This is a genomic window from Lentzea albida, from assembly GCF_900111005.1.
GTDB classification, from domain to species: domain Bacteria; phylum Actinomycetota; class Actinomycetes; order Mycobacteriales; family Pseudonocardiaceae; genus Lentzea; species Lentzea albida.
This window is the reverse complement of record NZ_FOFV01000007.1, coordinates 297,606-313,001: the sequence shown is the minus strand read 5'-3', so window position 1 is coordinate 313,001 and position 15,396 is coordinate 297,606. Positions and strand designations below refer to the sequence as shown.

Here is a 15,396-nt window from a genome sequence, read left to right as displayed (position 1 = left end):
GGTGCGGCAGGGAACACGGCGCGAGTGCGGCAGGGAACACGGCGCGCGGTGGCCGGCCTGCACCACCGAGCCAGCCACCGCGCCCCTCCGTCAGCCCGACGGCTGTAGCAAGATCTTCTGCGCGCCGTTCTCCTTCTTCTGGAACATCTCGTACGCGCGCGGCGCGTCCTCGAGCGGCAGCCGGTGCGTCGCGAAGTCGTCCACGCCGAGGGGGTCGTCGGAGCCGGTGAGCAGCGGCAGGATCTCGTCGACCCAGCGGCGGACGTTCGCCTGTCCCATGTGCAGCCGGATCTGCTTGTCGAACAGCTCCATCATGGGCATCGGGTCGATCATGCCGCCGTACACGCCGGACAGCGAGATGGTGCCGCCGCGCCGCACGGCGTCGATGGCGGCGTAGAGCACGCTGAGCCGGTCGATGCCCGCCTTCTCGGTGAGCAGTGCGCCGGCCGCCTGGGGCAGCGCGGCGACCAGGTTGTGGGCGAGCCGGGCGGCCGGGGCGCCGTGCGCCTCCATGCCCACCGCGTCGATGACGGAGTCCGCGCCGCGGCCGCCGGTGAGCTCGCGGATCGCGTCGCCGATGCGGTCGTGGTCGCGGGTGTCGAGCACGGTCACACCACGCGCTTCGGCACGGGCGAGGCGTTCCTGGACGAGGTCGACGCCGATGACCAGGCCGGCGCCCTGGTGGAGCGCGATGCGGGCGCTCATCTGCCCGATCGGGCCGAGGCCGAAGACCACGACCGAGCCGCCCTGCGGGACCTCGGCGTACTGGACGGCCTGCCAGGCGGTCGGCAGCACGTCGGAGAGGTAGACGAAGCGGTCGTCCGGCGGGCCGTCCGGGACCTTGATCGGCCCGTAGTGCGCCTGCGGCACCCGCAGGTACTCGGCCTGCCCGCCCGGCACCTGGCCGTAGAGCCTGGTGTAGCCGAACAGCGCGGCGCCCTTGCCCTGGTCGGTGACCTGGGTGGTCTCGCACTGCGACTGCAGGCCGCGGTCGCACATGAAGCAGTGGCCGCAGGAGATGTTGAACGGCACCACCACCCGGTCGCCCGGCTTGAGCGAGGTGACCTCGGCGCCGACCTCCTCGACGACGCCCATCGGTTCGTGGCCCAGCACGTCGCCCTCGGTCATGAACGGGCCGAGGACCTCGTACAGGTGCAGGTCCGAACCGCACACGCCGGTCGACGTGACGCGGATGACCGCGTCCGTCGGCGTTTCGATCCTGGGGTCCGGCACCGCGTCCACGCGGACGTCGCGCTTGCCGTGCCAGGTGACCGCCTTCATCGTCGCTCCACTTCGACTGGCTGCTGAGGACGGTCGTCGGGTGCCCTGGTGATCTCCTGACAAACCCGGCGCGGATTCCGTTTCGCGTGGCCAGGCCCGGGGTAGGACTGCCTTACGTCAAGCAGTCGGCGCTTCGAGTTCCTGCGTGCGACGGCGGTGGACTGATGAGCGTGCAGACCGGTTTCCACTTCGACTCCGACGACACGGCCCGCCGGTTGCGCCGGTACGTCGACGACGTCCTCGACGCGGCGGGGCTCTCCGGCTACGGCTACCTCGACCACGTCGACGGCTCCTGGAACGCGTACGTGGCGGTGGACGGCCGGGCGCCGGGCTTCCCCGGTCACGACGTGGCGTTGCTGTGGGCCCAGGACGACGGCTGGTCCGTGGCCGCGGAGAACCCGGCGGACGGCTCCCTCGTGGTGATCGACCGGCTCGCCGGACCGCGGCAGTCGCCCGCCGCGGTCGCGCGATGGGTCCGGTCAGTGCTGCGGCGCCAGCCACCGCAGACGGGTGCGCAGCGACGACTCGTCAGCTGACCAGGCCGACAGCAGGTGGTTCGCGAGGCGTGACTCCAGGTGCTCGGTCGCCTGGATACCGAACACGACGTCGCCCCGGAGACCCGGTTCCTGCTCCAGCAAGGAGCCGATGACGTCGTTGCGCATGATCTGCTCGTGCACGGCGTCGGCCTCGATGTGCTCGGTGAAGAACTCGACGCAGCGCGGGTCGGCCTCCAGACGCGTCAACGCCTGCGCCATCCGCTGGGCGCTCGGCGCGGTGGTGATCTCGGCGGCGGCGAAGTGGCCGACCAGGGCGCCCCGCAGCGACCGGTGCAGGCCGAACAGCGACATCATGTTGACGATCGCGATGGCGGGCGCCGGCACGTCGTCGAGGTAGTGCAGGTAGTCCGACGACATCCCCGCGCCGTCGAGCAGGTCGGCGTAGAGGCGCGAGTGCATCCGGTCGGCCTTGCCGCCGCCGAACTCGTCGAACTCCACCGCCACCAGAGCGGCCTTCGCCCTGCCCCGCAGCCGGGGGATCACCCACGCGTGCGGGTCCGCCTCCTTGTGGTGGTAGACCGAGCGGTGCGCGAAGTACTCGCACATCTGCTCCCAGGTCCCGTGGTCGCGCAGGTGGTGCGAGACGCCGTTGCCGGGGACGTGCTCCACCAGCAACGCCCCGAGTTCGGCGTCGAGGTCGTCGCCGCCGTCCACATCGGACCGCAGGGCGTCCAGGAAGACGCGTTCGGCCTGGGCGCGCAGCCGCAGCAGTTCCGGGTCCCACTCCCACTCCGGGTTCACGCCGTCGAAACCGCAGTAGTGCAGTTCGTACAGCGTGTGCAGGGCGATGGTGAGGTCCTCGCCGTACGGGTCGGCGGCCGTGAACGCGATCGGGCGCCCGTCCGGGTCGCCGCTCAGTGCGGCGACGACCTGTTCGGACAGCGGGCCACGAGGTGAGGGAAGGTGCACTCCGGGGTCATACCCGCTGCGCGAGCAAGTGATGCACCAGTTCCAGCTCGCCGCGTTCCTCCAGCGCCGGGGTCACGTGCTTCACGAGGTCCTCCAGCACGGCGGTGGCGGGTACCCGGCACTCGCGCCACGGGTCGACGCCCACGCCGTCGATGCCGTACCGCGAGGCGGTCCACACGGCGGCGGCGAGCACGTCGTCACGGACCGCAGGAGGCTCGTTGCCGCGTTGCACGTCCTCGTTCGCCGTGTGCACGAGCGCGCGGGACAGCGCCGCCTGCAGGACCGCGTCGTCGACCGAGGCGGCGGCGTCGGCGGCCCGGAACTCCACCGTCGGGAACTTCGAGGCCAGGCGCAGCAGCCAGAACGACTGCGCGGAGTCCACCAGCGTCCCGCACGCGACCATCCGCGCGACCTGGGCGTCGTAGTCGGCGGCGTCCGCGAACAGCGGCGGCACCCCGGAACCCGGGAACCGCGACTGCAGCACCATCCGCCAGCTCGCGTAGCCGTGGTCGGGGGAGTTGGCGGAGAGAGCGAGGAGCGTCGGCAGCCAGGGCCTGAGGTGGTTCACCACCGCCACCGCCGTCTCCCGGTCGGGGACGCCGACGTGCACGTGGCACCCGGAGGCCTCGTAGTCCTCGATGACACCCGCGTACGTGTCGAGAACGCGGTGGTACCGCGCGCCGTTCGTCACCACCGGGCGGTTCGCCGCCTTGGTCGGCGTGCCGCGGGAGAGCAGTTCCAGGCCCTCGGCCTCGGCGGCCGCGGCGACCGACTCCCGTGCCCGGGTCAGTGCCTGCCGGAGCTCGTCCATGGTGGTGCACGGCCCGGTCGCCGCCTCCACCTGCGTGGCGGCCAGCTCCGCGTGGAACTTGGTCAGCTCCGTGTCCCGCAGGCGCCTGAGCACGGCGTCCGCGCGCAACACGGTCCGCCGGGAAGCGGGATCGACGAGCAGGAACTCTTCTTCGACGCCAACGGTGTCGGCACACGCGTCAGGCAAGCGCCATCTCCGCTCTTCGTCGGAATGTTGCGGCCCCCCGGTTACCCGGCGTTGGTAGAGACGAACCGCCGTGGGTATTCGGAACGGCATGGACGACAAGACGACCGAGGCGCTCGGCAAGCTGCGCAAGGCCCTCGAGACCACCGAACGGGCCCGCGGCCACCTGTACTCGTTCCACCAGCTCACCGGCACGGCGGACTTCGAGCTGGGCGACGCCATCACCCTGCTGCGCGAAGCGGGACACCCCGACCACGCGAAGCGCGTGCAACGGGAGCTCCTCGGCCGCAACGTCCTGCCGGGCCGGTGGACGTTCCAGATCGTCGAGGAGTACGACGACATGTACTACGAGGTGTTCCGCGAGGTGGAGCGCGCCGTCCGGGACGACCTGGCGGACGGGCAGCGGCACGTGTTCGAGAAGGAGCTGAAGCGCGAGCGGCAGCGGCGCAGCGCCGAGGCGTACGACGACTGAGGGGTCGGCCGCCCTGTCGGGCACGGCTGGAAGTGCGAACCACCGCCGGCGGGCGCGCCTGTCCTCCCCGGCGCGCCCGCCGCCGGTCTCGGCCCGTCAGCCGCCGTAACAGGCCCCCACCGAGATGTTCACCTGCGTCGAGGTGATGCTCCGCCCCTTCTCCGAGGCCACGAACGCGGCCACAGCCCCCACGTCGGACATCGTCGCCGCCCGCTTCAGCGGCGAGCCGTTGATGATGCCCTGCCGCGGCCCCTCCATCTCCGGGACGTCCGGGAACGTGTCGATGATGCCCCCGGTCAGCAGCGTCACGGTGCGGACGCCGTGCGGGGCGAGCTCCACGGCCCACTGGCGGCGCAGCGCCTCGACGGCGTCGAAGCCGACCTGCACGTTGCCCATGCCCGCCATCGCGTTCGCGGGGTCGGAGCCGCCGAAGAACAGCAGCACGCCCGACTCCTGCTTCACCATGTGGCGGGCGGCGGCCCTGGTGGTGATCAGCTGCGTGGTGAGGGCCCTCGCGACGGCGCCGGCGAAGGCGTCCACCGGGATGTCCGCCAGCGGCTGGAAGTTGCCCTCGCCGGTGATGACGTTGACCGACACGTCGACGCTGCCGGTCTTCTCGACCACGGCGTCGACGTGGTCGTTCACGGCGGCCGCGTCGGTGGCGTCGACGACGGCGGTCTCGGCCTGGCCGCCCGCCGCGCGGATGCGTTCCGCCACGGCCTCGAGCTTCGCGGGCGTCCTGCCGGCCAGGAACACGCGTGCTCCCTCCGCGGCGAAGGCGTCGGCCATCGCACCGCCGATCGAGCCGCCGCCCCCGTAGATCACCGCGGTCTTGTTCTCCAGCAACATGGTGGTCTCCTTCTCGTCGCTGGAGAAGCTAGGGGCCGGCGACCGGGGTCCACATCGGTCACGTGACTGGCGTCAGGCGGGCCGGGTAAGTCATCCGAGGCCCAGCTGCGCGAGTTCGATCCGTCGGGTGACGCCCAGCTTGGGGTAGGCGCGGTACAGGTGGTGACCGATCGTGCGCGGGCTCAGGAACAGCTGCGCGCCGATCTCCTTGTTGCTCAGGCCCGCCGCGGCGAGCCGGACGACCTGCACCTCCTGCGGGGTCAGGTTCTTCAGGACGTCGTCGGCCACCGGGTCGAGCGCCGGGCGTTCGCCGAGCGCGGTGAGCTCGGTGCGGGCGCGTGCCTCCCACGCGGGCGCTCCCAGCCGCGTGAAGCCGGCCAGGGCGGCGGTCAGTTCGGTGCGCGCCTCGCCGCGGCGGCGTCTTCGGCGCAGCCATTCGCCGTGCAGCAGCCGCGTCCTGGCCTCGTCGAACCGGCCGCCGTGCACGGCGTGCAGGTCCAGCGCCGCGCGGTAGTGCTCCTCGGAGTCCTCGACCATGGCCTGGCAGCGCCGCAGCAGTGCCGTCGCGACCGGGCTGCCCACGTGCGCCGCCCACCGCTCGAACGCCGCGAGCTGCTCGGTGACGCGGTCGGGGTCTCCGTCGCGCACGCAGGCCTCGACCAGGTCCGGGACCGCGCGGATGGGGAAGTCGTAGCGGGCCGGGCCGGTGCAGACGGTGTGCAGCGCGTCGAACGCCGCCCCGTACCGCCCGGCGGCGAGGTCCAGCAGGCCGAGGCCCCAGAACACGAGCGCGGACCCGACGGCGTGCCGCCCGTCGAGGAGCGGCAGCACCTCCGCGGCCACCGAACGGCAGTGCTCCTCGTCGCCCCGCACCGCGGCGAGCCACACGGACGTCGCCCGCAGCAGGGCGACCTCCGTGTCCATCCCGAACTCGCGGCTGAGCGCCACGGCCTCGGCCAGGGCCGTCTGCGCGCCGAGGAAGTCACCGCGCAGCATCTCGGCGAACGCCAGGACCTCCTGCGCGTAGGGGATCCAGGTCAGCGCACCGCTCGCGCGCACCTCGGCCAGCATCGCCTCCATCACCGCGGCGGTCGCCCGGTCGTCGGCCAGCATCAGGCCGCTGAACCCGGCCACGACCCGGTGCATCGTGTCCTCGCCCGGCAGCCGGCCGATCTCCACCATCGCGCGCAACGGACCGGCGGCGCCCTCCGGCCTGCCGCTCAGCAGGTCGCCCCAGCTGATCTGCGCGTCGGCCGACGCCCTGGCCCGCGAGCCGGGTTCCAGCCGCAGCCGTGCCATGAGCCGGCCGCTCTCGGCGACCAGGCGCAGCGCGCCCGCGTCACGGCTCGCGCAGGCCATCTCCGTCAGCATCACGAGGGCGCGTTCCGGGTCGCTGTCCAGGACGAGCCGCGCCGCCTCGCACGCCAGCGCCGCGTCCGCCTCGGGCGACTTCCGCTCGTACTCGATCTGGCCGCGCAGCAGCGTCACGTCGGCGACCACGGCCGGATCACCGGTGAGCGAGGTGACCTCGACGGCCAGTCGTGCCGCGCGGTCGGGCTTGCCCGCGTCGTAGGCGGCGAGCGCGGCCTTGGCGATGCGCCTCGCCTTGAGCTCCGGGTCCACGCTCAGGCGTCCCGCGCGGTCGTACGCGGCGGACACGGCCATCGCGCCACCACGGCGTTCGGCGCGCAACGCGGTCCGTTCGAGCTCGGCGGCCACGGCCTCGTCCGGCTCGGTCGTGGCGGCGGCCAGGTGCCAGGCGCGGCGGTCCAGCACCTCCGGGGTCGTGAGCGCCTCGGCGAACGCCCGGTGCACCGCGATCCGCTGGTGGTGCGTGGCGCACTGGTAGGCGGCGGCCCGCACGAGCGGGTGCCGGAACACGAGCTCGCCGTCCGCCACGCCGATCAGCCCCGCGCGTTCGGCCGCGTCCAGGTCGGAGACGTCCGCACCGACCGCGCGGGCCACCCGCAGCACCGTCTCCATCCCGGCGAACCGGTCGGCGGCGGCGACCAGCAGGATCGACTGGCACGCCGGCGGCAGGCCGACGACCTGTGCGCGGAACGCGTCCTGCACCCGGCGCGTGACCGGCAGCGGCCCGACCTGGTGCGCCGGTTCGGCCCGCCCCTCGCGTTGCGCGGCCAGCCTCGCCGCGCCGAGTTCCAGCAACGCGAGCGGGTTGCCGCCCGCCTCCTCCAGGACCCGCGCCCGCATCGGCGCCGTCAGCCCCGGGCTGCGCTCGTCGAGCAGCCCTGCCGCCGCCTCCGGCGACAGGTCCTGCAGGCGCAGCTCCTCGATGCCGGGCGTGGGGAAGGGCACCGCCGTGTCGCGGACCGCGAACAGCATGACGACCGGATCCGCCTGGAACCGCCGCGCGGCGAACAGCAACGCGTCCGACGACCCCCGGTCGAGCCACTGCGCGTCGTCGACCACGCACAACAACGGCTGCTCCGAGGCCAGCTCGGCGAGCAGCGTCAAGGTCGCCGCACCGATCAGGAACGGCGTCGTCGTCGTGTCGCCGCTCAGGCCGAACGCACCGCGCAACGCGTCGGCCTGCGGTCCGGGCAGCAGGTCGAGCCGGTCGAGGTACGGGTACAGCAGGAGGTGCAGCGCGCCGAACGCCAGTTCCGCCTCGGACTCGATCCCGACACCCCGCAGGACCCGCATCCCGTCCGCCGCGGCCACGGCGTGGTCGAGCAACGCCGACTTGCCGATCCCCGCCTCACCCCGGACGACCAGCGCCGCGCTGCGACCGGCCGGCGCCAGCCCCAGCACCCGCTCGACGTGGTCCCGTTCACCGTCCCGGCCGACCAACATGGCCAGAGCCTATGTCGTGTCCGCCCGCCGCCGGGCCGGCGTGGGCGACTGCGCCGTTCGCTTGAGCGAGGCACTAGTCGCCTCTGCTGAAGTGTCCAAACGACTACTGACTGATGACCCGAATCGAGAAGCAATGGACAAGGCATCTGTCGCGCGCTTCCTGCTGCTGGCGCTGCTGTGGGGAAGCAGCTTCACCTTCATCAAGGTCTCCCTGGAAGGGCTGACACCGGGACAGCTCGTGCTCAGCAGACTCGTCCTCGGCGCGGCCGTGCTGCTGTCGATCGCCGCGCTCCGCAAGGTGGCGCTGCCGCGGTCCGCGCAGATCTGGGGCCACATCGCGGCCGCCGGGTTGTTCGGCAACGTGATCCCGTTCCTGTTGTTGTCCTACGGCGAGAAGACCACCGGCGCCGGCATCGCGGGCGTGCTGATCGGCGCCACTCCGCTGCTGACGCTGGCACTGGCGACCGCCGCGCTGCCGACCGAGCGGGCCACCTCCCGCAAGGCGGTCGGCCTCGCGCTCGGCTTCGTCGGCGTGGTGCTGCTGATCGGCCCGTGGCACGAGTCGCTCGGCTCGCTCAGCGGACGGCTGGCGTGCTTCGGCGCGGCCGTGAGCTACGCGATCGGCTTCGTGTACGTGCGGAAGTACCTGTCGCCGCTGGGGTTGGCGCCCCTGGCGCTGGCCGCGTCGCAGCTCGTGGCGGCGGCCGTGCTGCAGGCGGTCGTGACGCCGTTCCTGGGGTGGCGCACGCCCGAGTTCACCGGCCCGGTGACGGCGAGCATCGTGCTGCTCGGCCTGCTCAGCACCGGTCTGGCGTACGTGCTGTACTTCCGCCTCATCGGCGACGTCGGCGCCACCACGGCGTCCGCGGTCAACTACGTGGTGCCGGTGTTCGCGGTGCTCGTCAGCGTGCTGTTCCTCGGTGAGCCCGTGACGTGGAACCTCCTGGCCGGTGGCCTGGTCGTGCTCGTCGGCGTGGCCTACGCGGAGAACCGCCTGGGCCAGCTCCGCAAGGAGAAGGTGGGGGCGGTCCGGTGACGCCGCGGGCGCTGCTCCGCGCGATCACCGCCGACCTCGACATGGTCATGGACCGCGACCCGTCGATCCTGTCGCGCAGCGAGGCGTTGCTGCACCCGACGGTCATCGCGATCTGGGGCTGGCGCGTGTCGCACCTGCTGCACCTGCGGGGTCACCGGCGCAGCGCCCGGCTCGTCATGGTCGTCGCCCGGCTGCTGACCGGCGGCATCGAGATCCACCCCGGCGCGACGATCGGCCGCGGCTTCTTCATCGACCACGGCGCGGGTGTCGTGATCGGCGAGACGGTCGTGATCGGCGACGACGTCACGATCTTCCACCAGGTCACGCTCGGCGCCGTCGGGTGGTGGCACGACAACCAGCGCCCCGAGGGCTCCCGCCGCCACCCGAAGCTCGGCGACCGGGTGGTGGTCGGGGCCAACGCGACGCTGCTCGGCCCGATCACCGTCGGCCACGACTCCGTGGTGGGCGCGCAGGCGCTCGTGATCCGCGACGTGCCGGCCGACTCCCGCGTCCTCGCGCCGTTCTCGATCCCGAACCTGAGGTCGAGCCGCAGCGTGGCGAAGGCGGCGAGGCCGCGCCAGTCCGTCGTCGTGGCGGGGCAGAAGCACAAGGGCGCGGCCGTCTTCCCCAGCTGGTGACACCCAACCGATCGGAGAGCTCGTGGAGACCCGGGTCAGTCCGCTCACCAAACGCCCGCCGGCCCGCTCGATCGACGAGCTGATCGGCGGCACGCCCACCGTCCGGCTCGACCTCGGCGTGACGACCGCGCACCTGTACGCCAAGCTCGAGATGGCGAACCCGTTGTCCAGCGTGAAGGACAGGGCCGCGCTGTACATGATCAACGGCGCGGAGGAACGCGGTCAGCTCGTCCGCGGCTCGGGCACGATCGTCGAGGCCACGTCCGGCAACACGGGCATCTCCATGGCGTCGATCGCCGCGGCCCGCGGCTACCGGTGCGTGATCGTCCTGCCGGACAGCGCGACCACCGAACGCCTGCAGCTGCTGCGCGCGTTCGGCGCGGAGATCGTGCTGACGCCGTACCAGGAGGGCTACGTCGCCGCGATCGCCAAGGCCGAGGAGATCTACCGCGAACGGCCGGGGTCGTGGTTCGCCTGCCAGCACGAGAACTCCGACAACGTGGCCGCGCACTACGCCACCACCGGCCCGGAGATCTGGAACGACACCGACGGCGAGGTCGACGTCTTCGTCTGCGGCGTCGGCACCGGCGGAACGCTCAGCGGCACCGCGAAGTACCTCAAGGAGCGCAACCCCGCGGTCCGCGTCGTCGCGGTCGAGCCCGAGGGGTCGCCGGTGATCAGCCAGGGCTGGGGCGGCCTGCACCGCATCCCCGGCCTCAACGGCGGCTTCGTGGCCGACACGACCGACGTCGGCCTGATCGACGAGGTCCTCACGGTGTCGAACGACGACGCCTACAACACCGCACGCGAGCTCGCCAGGACGGCGGGGCTGCTCGTCGGGGTCTCCTCCGGCGCGGCGGCGCACGCCTGCCGTGTGCTCTCCACACGGCCCGAGTACGCCGGCAAGAACCTCGTCACCGTGTTCCCGGACACGGGCGAGCGCTATCTCTCCTGGTTCAACCAGGACGACGACACCGCCATCAATGAGGAGTGAACAGACATGACGCAAGTGTCCAACATCCTGCTTCCCGGCGAAGGCGAGTCGGTGCAGATCGGCACGACCACCCACACGACCTTCAAGGCGAGGGGCAGCGAGACGGACGGGCGGCTCGGTCTGTACGAGCACCGGATGGCCCCCGGTGCGCCCGGCGCCTCACCGCACGTCCACAACGAACAGCTGGAGGCGTTCTACGTCCTGCACGGCATGGTGGAGCTGCACCTCGACGGCAAGTCGTTCGCCGCGCCGCCCGGCACGTACGTGAACGTCCCGATGGGCGTGTCGCACGGGTTCCACAATCCGTACAAGGACCAGGCCACGATGCTGATCATCTTCACGCCCGCGCTCAACCGCGAGGAGTACTTCCGTGGCCTCGCCGAGATGTACGCGGACGGCAACAAGCCCACCGAGGACGAACTGCTCACGCTCATGGCGAAGTACGACCAGTTCGAGGTCACGATGAACGGCTACGACGTGCCGAACTGGGGCCGGCACTGAGATGAGGTGGCGGGCGCCCCGCAGGGCGCCCGCCTCAGTCCTCCCGCACGGGCGTCCAGGCGACGAGGTTCAGGAAGATCCCGCCGAGGACCACCACCCCGAGCATCACGCCGACCACCCAGAACGCCTGGTCGTTGTCGGCCAGCGCGGCGTCCACGACCTCGCCGTCCTCCAGGTCGTAGCGGACCGTCACGCGCTCACCGGGGTGCCGCGCGGGCCCGTTCTCCGACAGGGTCGCCACCTGCCTGCTGCCGTCCGGCAACGGGTACTCGACCCGCACCGACGCGCTCTTGCCCGACTTGAGGCGCTCCTGCACCGTGCCCTCGGCGCTGGGCCAGGACCTCTGCTCCGTCGCGGACTGGAGCAGGATCACCAGCCCGATCAGCGCGCCCACCAGCGAGAGCCCGGCCAGCAGCCGGCCTCGTCGCGATTTCACCTTCGCCACCACGCCTCCTTCGCAGGAGACATCGTTCGCGGCGGCAAAACGTCACGGGCAGGGTGAGAAAAGCTTCCTGGTGCCCGGACCGGTGTAGGCGGCGCGGTCGGTGAACCGGCAGCCGAACGCGGGCGCGGCCACGGTGGAGCGGTCTCCGACGGCGTCACCGGCTGGCTTCGCGCCGCGGCCGGTCCACTTGACGAGGTCGTCCCACGCCGTGCCCACCTCGGCGGGGGAGAACTCGCAGTGGTCGACGGTCCTGATCGCCCGCTGCACCAGCCACTTCGACTGGCCGTGGCGGGCGACGTCGGTCCGGTACTCCTGCTCCATCGAGAACGGCACGAACAGGTCGCCCAGGCCGTGCAGGGAGAGCACCGGGACGCCCGGCCTGCCCGTGATCCGCGGGATCTCGGTGAGCGCGGGCGACAGGCGCGACCGCCAGTCGCGCGGCGCCACCCGCTGCACCGCGCGGTTCAGCTCGGCCGGCTGGTAGCGGGTGCCGAGGTTCGTCGCGAGCCTGCCGGGGTCGAACGCGAGCGGGAGACCGTCGGCGGGCGGCGAGGCGAGGCCGAACAGGAAGTCCTTCCAGTACGCGAACGCGGGCGTCGCGCCGGGACGCGGGCCGCCGCTGCGGTCGACGACGGTCGCCCGGAACCGGGCGCCCTCCGGTGTGACGGTGTCGGGGCCACCGGGCACGAGGCCGGTCAGCCCGAGCTCCTCCTGGATGCGCGGCACGACGGTGGTGAGGTAGTCGGCCGCCACCGGGTAGGAGCCGATCCCGGAGAGCGCCTGCGCGGTGACCTGGTAGTCGAGGAAGAAGTCGAACAGCTCGTGGTCGCCGAGCACCCCGCACATCGGCAGCGCGCCGTCGTAGAAGCCGGGGAACTGCTCCAGCGACCGGCCGATGACGTGCCCGCCCATCGAGACCCCGGCGATGAGCACCTGCTCCGGCTTCGCGACGAGCCTGCCGAAGTGCTTCGCCAGGTCGTGCGTGGCGAGGACGCCCGCCCGGACGTCGTACCCGTTGCCGTAATAGGAGGACGCGGCCCAGGCGTAGCCCTGGCTCAGCATCCGGGTGCGCAGGCCGTACGACGGCGGGTCCACGGTGAGCACGGTGCCGGTGCCGCGGTACCCGTGCGCCCACATGGCGAGGCGGCCGTTCCACTGCGCGGGCACCTCGACGACGTACGCCGAGTGCTCGTGGACGCCCTGGAGCACCCGCGTCGGCTTCCCGTTCACCACCTCGGGCGCGAGCGGCGGGTTGCTGATCGTGTAGCCGGGCAACGGCTGGTCACCGGGGACGCCCGGCGAGGCCGTGGCGGGAGCACCGCCCGCGACGAGGACCAGTCCCAGCAACGACACCACGAGCCGAGCGCGCATGCCCCACCTCCGTCTGCCCATTGCACCCCGCTGACGCGCCGCGGTCACCCGCCGAATGGCCCGATGGGTTGATCTCGGCGCGCGAGCGGGTAGCGTGCCGATCACGACGTCGATCACGCACGGGTGGGGGCAGGCATGACTGACGAGACCGGCGGTGTCGACCTGACCCGCCCCAGCGCGGCACGGGTCTACGACTACTACCTGGGCGGAGCGCACAACTTCGCCGTCGACCGCGAGATGGCCGAGCGCGCCATCGGCCTGTGGCCGGACCTGCCGATGATCATGCAGCAGAACCGCGCCTTCCTGCGCCGCGCCGTGCGGTTCTGCATCGACGCCGGCATCCGCCAGTTCCTCGACCTCGGCTCGGGCATCCCGACCGTGGGCAACGTGCACGAGGTCGCCCAGGACGCCGCGCCGGACTCCCGGGTCGTCTACGTGGACAACGACCCGGTGGCCGCCGCGTACAGCGAGAACATCCTGCGCGGCAACGACCGCGCCGGCGTCGTGCAGGCCGACCTGCGCCGCCCGGACGAGGTGCTGTCGAGCCCCGGCGTCCGCGCGCTGCTCGACTTCGACGAGCCCGTCGCCGTGATGATGGTCGCGGTGCTGCACTTCGTCCCCGACAGCGACGACCCGCAGGCCATCGTGGCCAAGTACCGCGAGGCGATGGCGCCGGGCAGCTACCTCGTGCTGTCGCACGCCAGCCAGGCGGGACGGCCGGACCAGGCCGACTCGCACCAGGACCTGTACCAGCGCACCGCGACCCCCATGACCATGCGCACGCGGGAGCAGGTGACCGGGCTGTTCGACGGCTTCGAGATCGTCGAGCCGGGCGTGGTGTTCTTCCCGCAGTGGCGGCCGGTGTCGCCGGAGGACGTGGACGACAACCCGGAGCGGTTCACGGGGCTGGCGGCGGTGGGCCGCAAGGCCTGAGTTCCCGGGCGTTGAGTCCGGGGACGCTGAGCGCGGCGGGCACGTCGCCGGTGGCGAAAGCCCGAAGCGGGTTCGTGAGCTGAGGTGTGCGGGAGCCCAGCCGAAGGCTCCCCGCACACCCCAGGTCGCGGGCCGCGAGGCCCGACCCCGTGCGGGAGGCCGCCGCCGGAGGCCTCCCGCACGTCGATCAGCCGGCCTGGCAGGAGAGGCTGGGCCAGCTCCAGTTGCCGCCGTGTTGGACGGTGAACCCGAACGTGTTGCCGTTGCCGTTCGGGCGCGCCACCATCACGTTGGCCGACGGCCAGGTGGCGCTGGTGTTCCAGGTCGCGATGATCCGCTGCGGCGAGCTGACGGTCACCGTCACGGTCCAGTTGTCGGTGCCGGTGACGGTCACGTTGCCGTTGAAGCGGTCATTCCACTTCTCGCCCTCCGAGTACGTCGCCGTGCAGCCCCCGCCGCCGGGGTTGGACGTCGTCGTGGTGGTGCTGGTCGGCGGGGTGGTGGTGCCGGTGCCGCTGTTCAGCACGTTGAGGACGGAGTTGTACGCGGCCTTCTTGTTGCCGCTGCCGTCGAACAGCAGCGGGGTGCCCGAGGCGCGCCACGAGTCGCTGTCGCGGATGCCCCACACGGTGATGCCGGTGCAGCGCGCGACGGAGAGGCAGGCCTGGGTGACGCCCTGGTACTGCTGGGCCTGGGAGCTGCCGGAGCCCTCGATGTCCAGTTCGGTGATCTGGACGTCCACGCCGAGAGCGGCGAAGTTGCCCAGCGTCGTGTGGTAGTTGGACGGGACGGGGTTGCCGCTGTTGAAGTGTGCCTGGAAGCCGACGCAGTCGATCGGGACGCCGCGGGACTTGAAGTCCTGCACCATCCGGTAGACGCCCTGGGTCTTGGCGTGCGACCAGTTGTCGGTGTTGTAGTCGTTGTAGCAGAGCTTGGCGTTCGGGTCGGCCGCCCTGGCCGCGCGGAACGCGGCCTCGATCCAGTCGTTGCCGGTGCGCTGCAGGTTGGAGTCGCGACGGCCACCGCTGCTGCCGTCGGCGAACGCCTCGTTCACCACGTCCCAGGCGTAGATCTTGCCCCGGTAGTAGGTCGCGACCTGGGTGATGTGGTTGAGCATCGCGTTGCGCAGGGCGGTACCGGACATGTTCTGCATCCAGCCCGGCTGCTGCGAGTGCCACGCCAGCGCGTGCCCGCGGACGCGTTTGCCCTGGTTGCGGGCGTGGTTCACGATCCGGTCCGCGTTGCCGTAGCTGAACTGGTTCTGGTTCGGCTCGGTCGCGTCCATCTTCATCTCGTTCTCGGCCGTGACCATGTCGAACTCGCGGTTCAGGATCCCCACGTAGGTCGAGTCACCGAGCTTGTTCGCGGCCACGGCGGTGCCGAAGTACCGGCCGCTCTGCTGCGCCGCCGCGGCGAGGGTGGAGGCCGCACCGTTCGCGGGTGTCGCCGCGAAGAGCGCGGCGGCCGCCGTGGCGGCGACGATCGTCGACACGAGCCCGGCCCGTGCAACTGACTTCGCTGTCAGCGTCATTTTGGCGCCTTCTGAATAGCACCCGCACGAATGCGAGTGGACGGTTGCATATCGCGTGAACCCGGTTCGAG

General features: G+C 71.9%; 15 protein-coding genes. 7 read left to right on the top strand and 8 right to left on the bottom strand.

All coding sequences use genetic code 11. The features are described 5' to 3' along the window. Positions 1–90: 90 nt before the first annotated feature. Positions 91–1,281: a zinc-dependent alcohol dehydrogenase gene (locus BMY74_RS20255; protein ID WP_089918171.1), complete on the bottom strand. Its 1,191-nt coding sequence runs from the start codon at positions 1,279–1,281 to the stop codon at positions 91–93. A 164-nt stretch (positions 1,282–1,445) separates the two neighbouring features. Here BMY74_RS20255 and BMY74_RS20250 point away from each other — a divergent pair, with 164 nt between their 5' ends. After that, positions 1,446–1,817 (top strand): DUF6292 family protein, encoded by a 372-nt coding sequence (locus BMY74_RS20250; RefSeq protein WP_089918170.1) that lies wholly within the window; start codon positions 1,446–1,448, stop codon positions 1,815–1,817. Here BMY74_RS20250 and BMY74_RS20245 read toward each other — a convergent pair. After that, a complete protein-coding gene (locus tag BMY74_RS20245) occupies positions 1,761–2,747 on the bottom strand; it encodes an iron-containing redox enzyme family protein (RefSeq protein ID WP_245786253.1) in 987 nt (328 codons plus the stop codon). The genes BMY74_RS20250 and BMY74_RS20245 overlap by 57 nt on opposite strands. Positions 2,748–2,754: 7 nt before the next feature. Further along, positions 2,755–3,744: a carboxylate-amine ligase gene (locus BMY74_RS20240; RefSeq protein ID WP_177229834.1), complete on the bottom strand. Its 990-nt coding sequence runs from the start codon at positions 3,742–3,744 to the stop codon at positions 2,755–2,757. An 88-nt stretch (positions 3,745–3,832) separates the two neighbouring features. On the opposite strand from BMY74_RS20240, the gene BMY74_RS20235 reads away from it, so the two are divergent. Next, positions 3,833–4,213, top strand: a complete 381-nt coding sequence (locus BMY74_RS20235) for a hypothetical protein (RefSeq protein ID WP_089918164.1) — start codon at positions 3,833–3,835, stop codon at positions 4,211–4,213. Between the two features lie 96 nt (positions 4,214–4,309). Here BMY74_RS20235 and BMY74_RS20230 read toward each other — a convergent pair whose 3' ends face one another. After that, on the bottom strand, positions 4,310–5,062 hold the full coding sequence (locus BMY74_RS20230; protein WP_089918163.1) for an SDR family NAD(P)-dependent oxidoreductase: 753 nt from the start codon (positions 5,060–5,062) through the stop codon (positions 4,310–4,312). Positions 5,063–5,152: 90 nt separating this feature from the next. After that, positions 5,153–7,876, bottom strand: a complete 2,724-nt coding sequence (locus BMY74_RS20225) for an ATP-binding protein (RefSeq protein WP_089918161.1) — start codon at positions 7,874–7,876, stop codon at positions 5,153–5,155. Positions 7,877–8,009: 133 nt separating this feature from the next. Here BMY74_RS20225 and BMY74_RS20220 point away from each other — a divergent pair, with 133 nt between their 5' ends. Genes BMY74_RS20220 through BMY74_RS20205 form a run of 4 tightly spaced genes read left to right on the top strand, consistent with a single transcriptional unit; the run spans position 8,010 to position 11,045 of the window. Further along, positions 8,010–8,912, top strand: a complete 903-nt coding sequence (locus BMY74_RS20220) for a DMT family transporter (RefSeq protein ID WP_089918159.1) — start codon at positions 8,010–8,012, stop codon at positions 8,910–8,912. After that, positions 8,909–9,550: a serine O-acetyltransferase EpsC gene (epsC, locus tag BMY74_RS20215; RefSeq protein WP_245786252.1), complete on the top strand. Its 642-nt coding sequence runs from the start codon at positions 8,909–8,911 to the stop codon at positions 9,548–9,550. The genes BMY74_RS20220 and epsC overlap by 4 nt, the downstream gene beginning before the upstream one ends. A gap of 22 nt (positions 9,551–9,572) precedes the next feature. Beyond that, positions 9,573–10,544, top strand: a complete 972-nt coding sequence (gene cysK / locus BMY74_RS20210; RefSeq protein WP_089918157.1) for a cysteine synthase A — start codon at positions 9,573–9,575, stop codon at positions 10,542–10,544. Positions 10,545–10,550: 6 nt separating this feature from the next. Beyond that, positions 10,551–11,045, top strand: coding sequence for a cupin domain-containing protein (locus BMY74_RS20205; protein ID WP_089918155.1), 495 nt, complete (start codon positions 10,551–10,553; stop codon positions 11,043–11,045). Positions 11,046–11,079: 34 nt separating this feature from the next. On the opposite strand, the gene BMY74_RS20200 is transcribed toward BMY74_RS20205, so the two are convergent. Further along, positions 11,080–11,490, bottom strand: a complete 411-nt coding sequence (locus tag BMY74_RS20200; protein ID WP_143091636.1) for a DUF3592 domain-containing protein — start codon at positions 11,488–11,490, stop codon at positions 11,080–11,082. Positions 11,491–11,532: 42 nt separating this feature from the next. After that, complete coding sequence (locus BMY74_RS20195) at positions 11,533–12,861, bottom strand: hypothetical protein (RefSeq protein WP_245786251.1); 1,329 nt, start codon at positions 12,859–12,861, stop codon at positions 11,533–11,535. A gap of 135 nt (positions 12,862–12,996) precedes the next feature. Between BMY74_RS20195 and BMY74_RS20190 the strand changes: the two genes are divergently transcribed. Continuing rightward, complete coding sequence (locus tag BMY74_RS20190) at positions 12,997–13,794, top strand: SAM-dependent methyltransferase (RefSeq protein ID WP_089918150.1); 798 nt, start codon at positions 12,997–12,999, stop codon at positions 13,792–13,794. 187 nt (positions 13,795–13,981) lie between these two features. On the opposite strand, the gene BMY74_RS20185 is transcribed toward BMY74_RS20190, so the two are convergent. Next, complete coding sequence (locus BMY74_RS20185; RefSeq protein ID WP_089918148.1) at positions 13,982–15,325, bottom strand: glycoside hydrolase family 10 protein; 1,344 nt, start codon at positions 15,323–15,325, stop codon at positions 13,982–13,984. Positions 15,326–15,396: the final 71 nt, after the last annotated feature.

What these genes read in the sequence shown, in the direction of transcription:
- BMY74_RS20195 (WP_245786251.1), bottom strand. Translation starts at nt 12,861, where the DNA reads ATGCGCGCTCGGCTCGTGGTGTCGTTGCTGGGACTGGTCCTCGTCGCG.
- BMY74_RS20230 (WP_089918163.1), bottom strand. Translation starts at nt 5,062, where the DNA reads ATGTTGCTGGAGAACAAGACCGCGGTGATCTACGGGGGCGGCGGCTCG.
- BMY74_RS20190 (WP_089918150.1), top strand. Translation starts at nt 12,997, where the DNA reads ATGACTGACGAGACCGGCGGTGTCGACCTGACCCGCCCCAGCGCGGCA.
- BMY74_RS20255 (WP_089918171.1), bottom strand. Translation starts at nt 1,281, where the DNA reads ATGAAGGCGGTCACCTGGCACGGCAAGCGCGACGTCCGCGTGGACGCG.
- BMY74_RS20225 (WP_089918161.1), bottom strand. Translation starts at nt 7,876, where the DNA reads ATGTTGGTCGGCCGGGACGGTGAACGGGACCACGTCGAGCGGGTGCTG.
- BMY74_RS20205 (WP_089918155.1), top strand. Translation starts at nt 10,551, where the DNA reads ATGACGCAAGTGTCCAACATCCTGCTTCCCGGCGAAGGCGAGTCGGTG.
- BMY74_RS20185 (WP_089918148.1), bottom strand. Translation starts at nt 15,325, where the DNA reads ATGACGCTGACAGCGAAGTCAGTTGCACGGGCCGGGCTCGTGTCGACG.
- BMY74_RS20250 (WP_089918170.1), top strand. Translation starts at nt 1,446, where the DNA reads ATGAGCGTGCAGACCGGTTTCCACTTCGACTCCGACGACACGGCCCGC.
- BMY74_RS20235 (WP_089918164.1), top strand. Translation starts at nt 3,833, where the DNA reads ATGGACGACAAGACGACCGAGGCGCTCGGCAAGCTGCGCAAGGCCCTC.
- BMY74_RS20220 (WP_089918159.1), top strand. Translation starts at nt 8,010, where the DNA reads ATGGACAAGGCATCTGTCGCGCGCTTCCTGCTGCTGGCGCTGCTGTGG.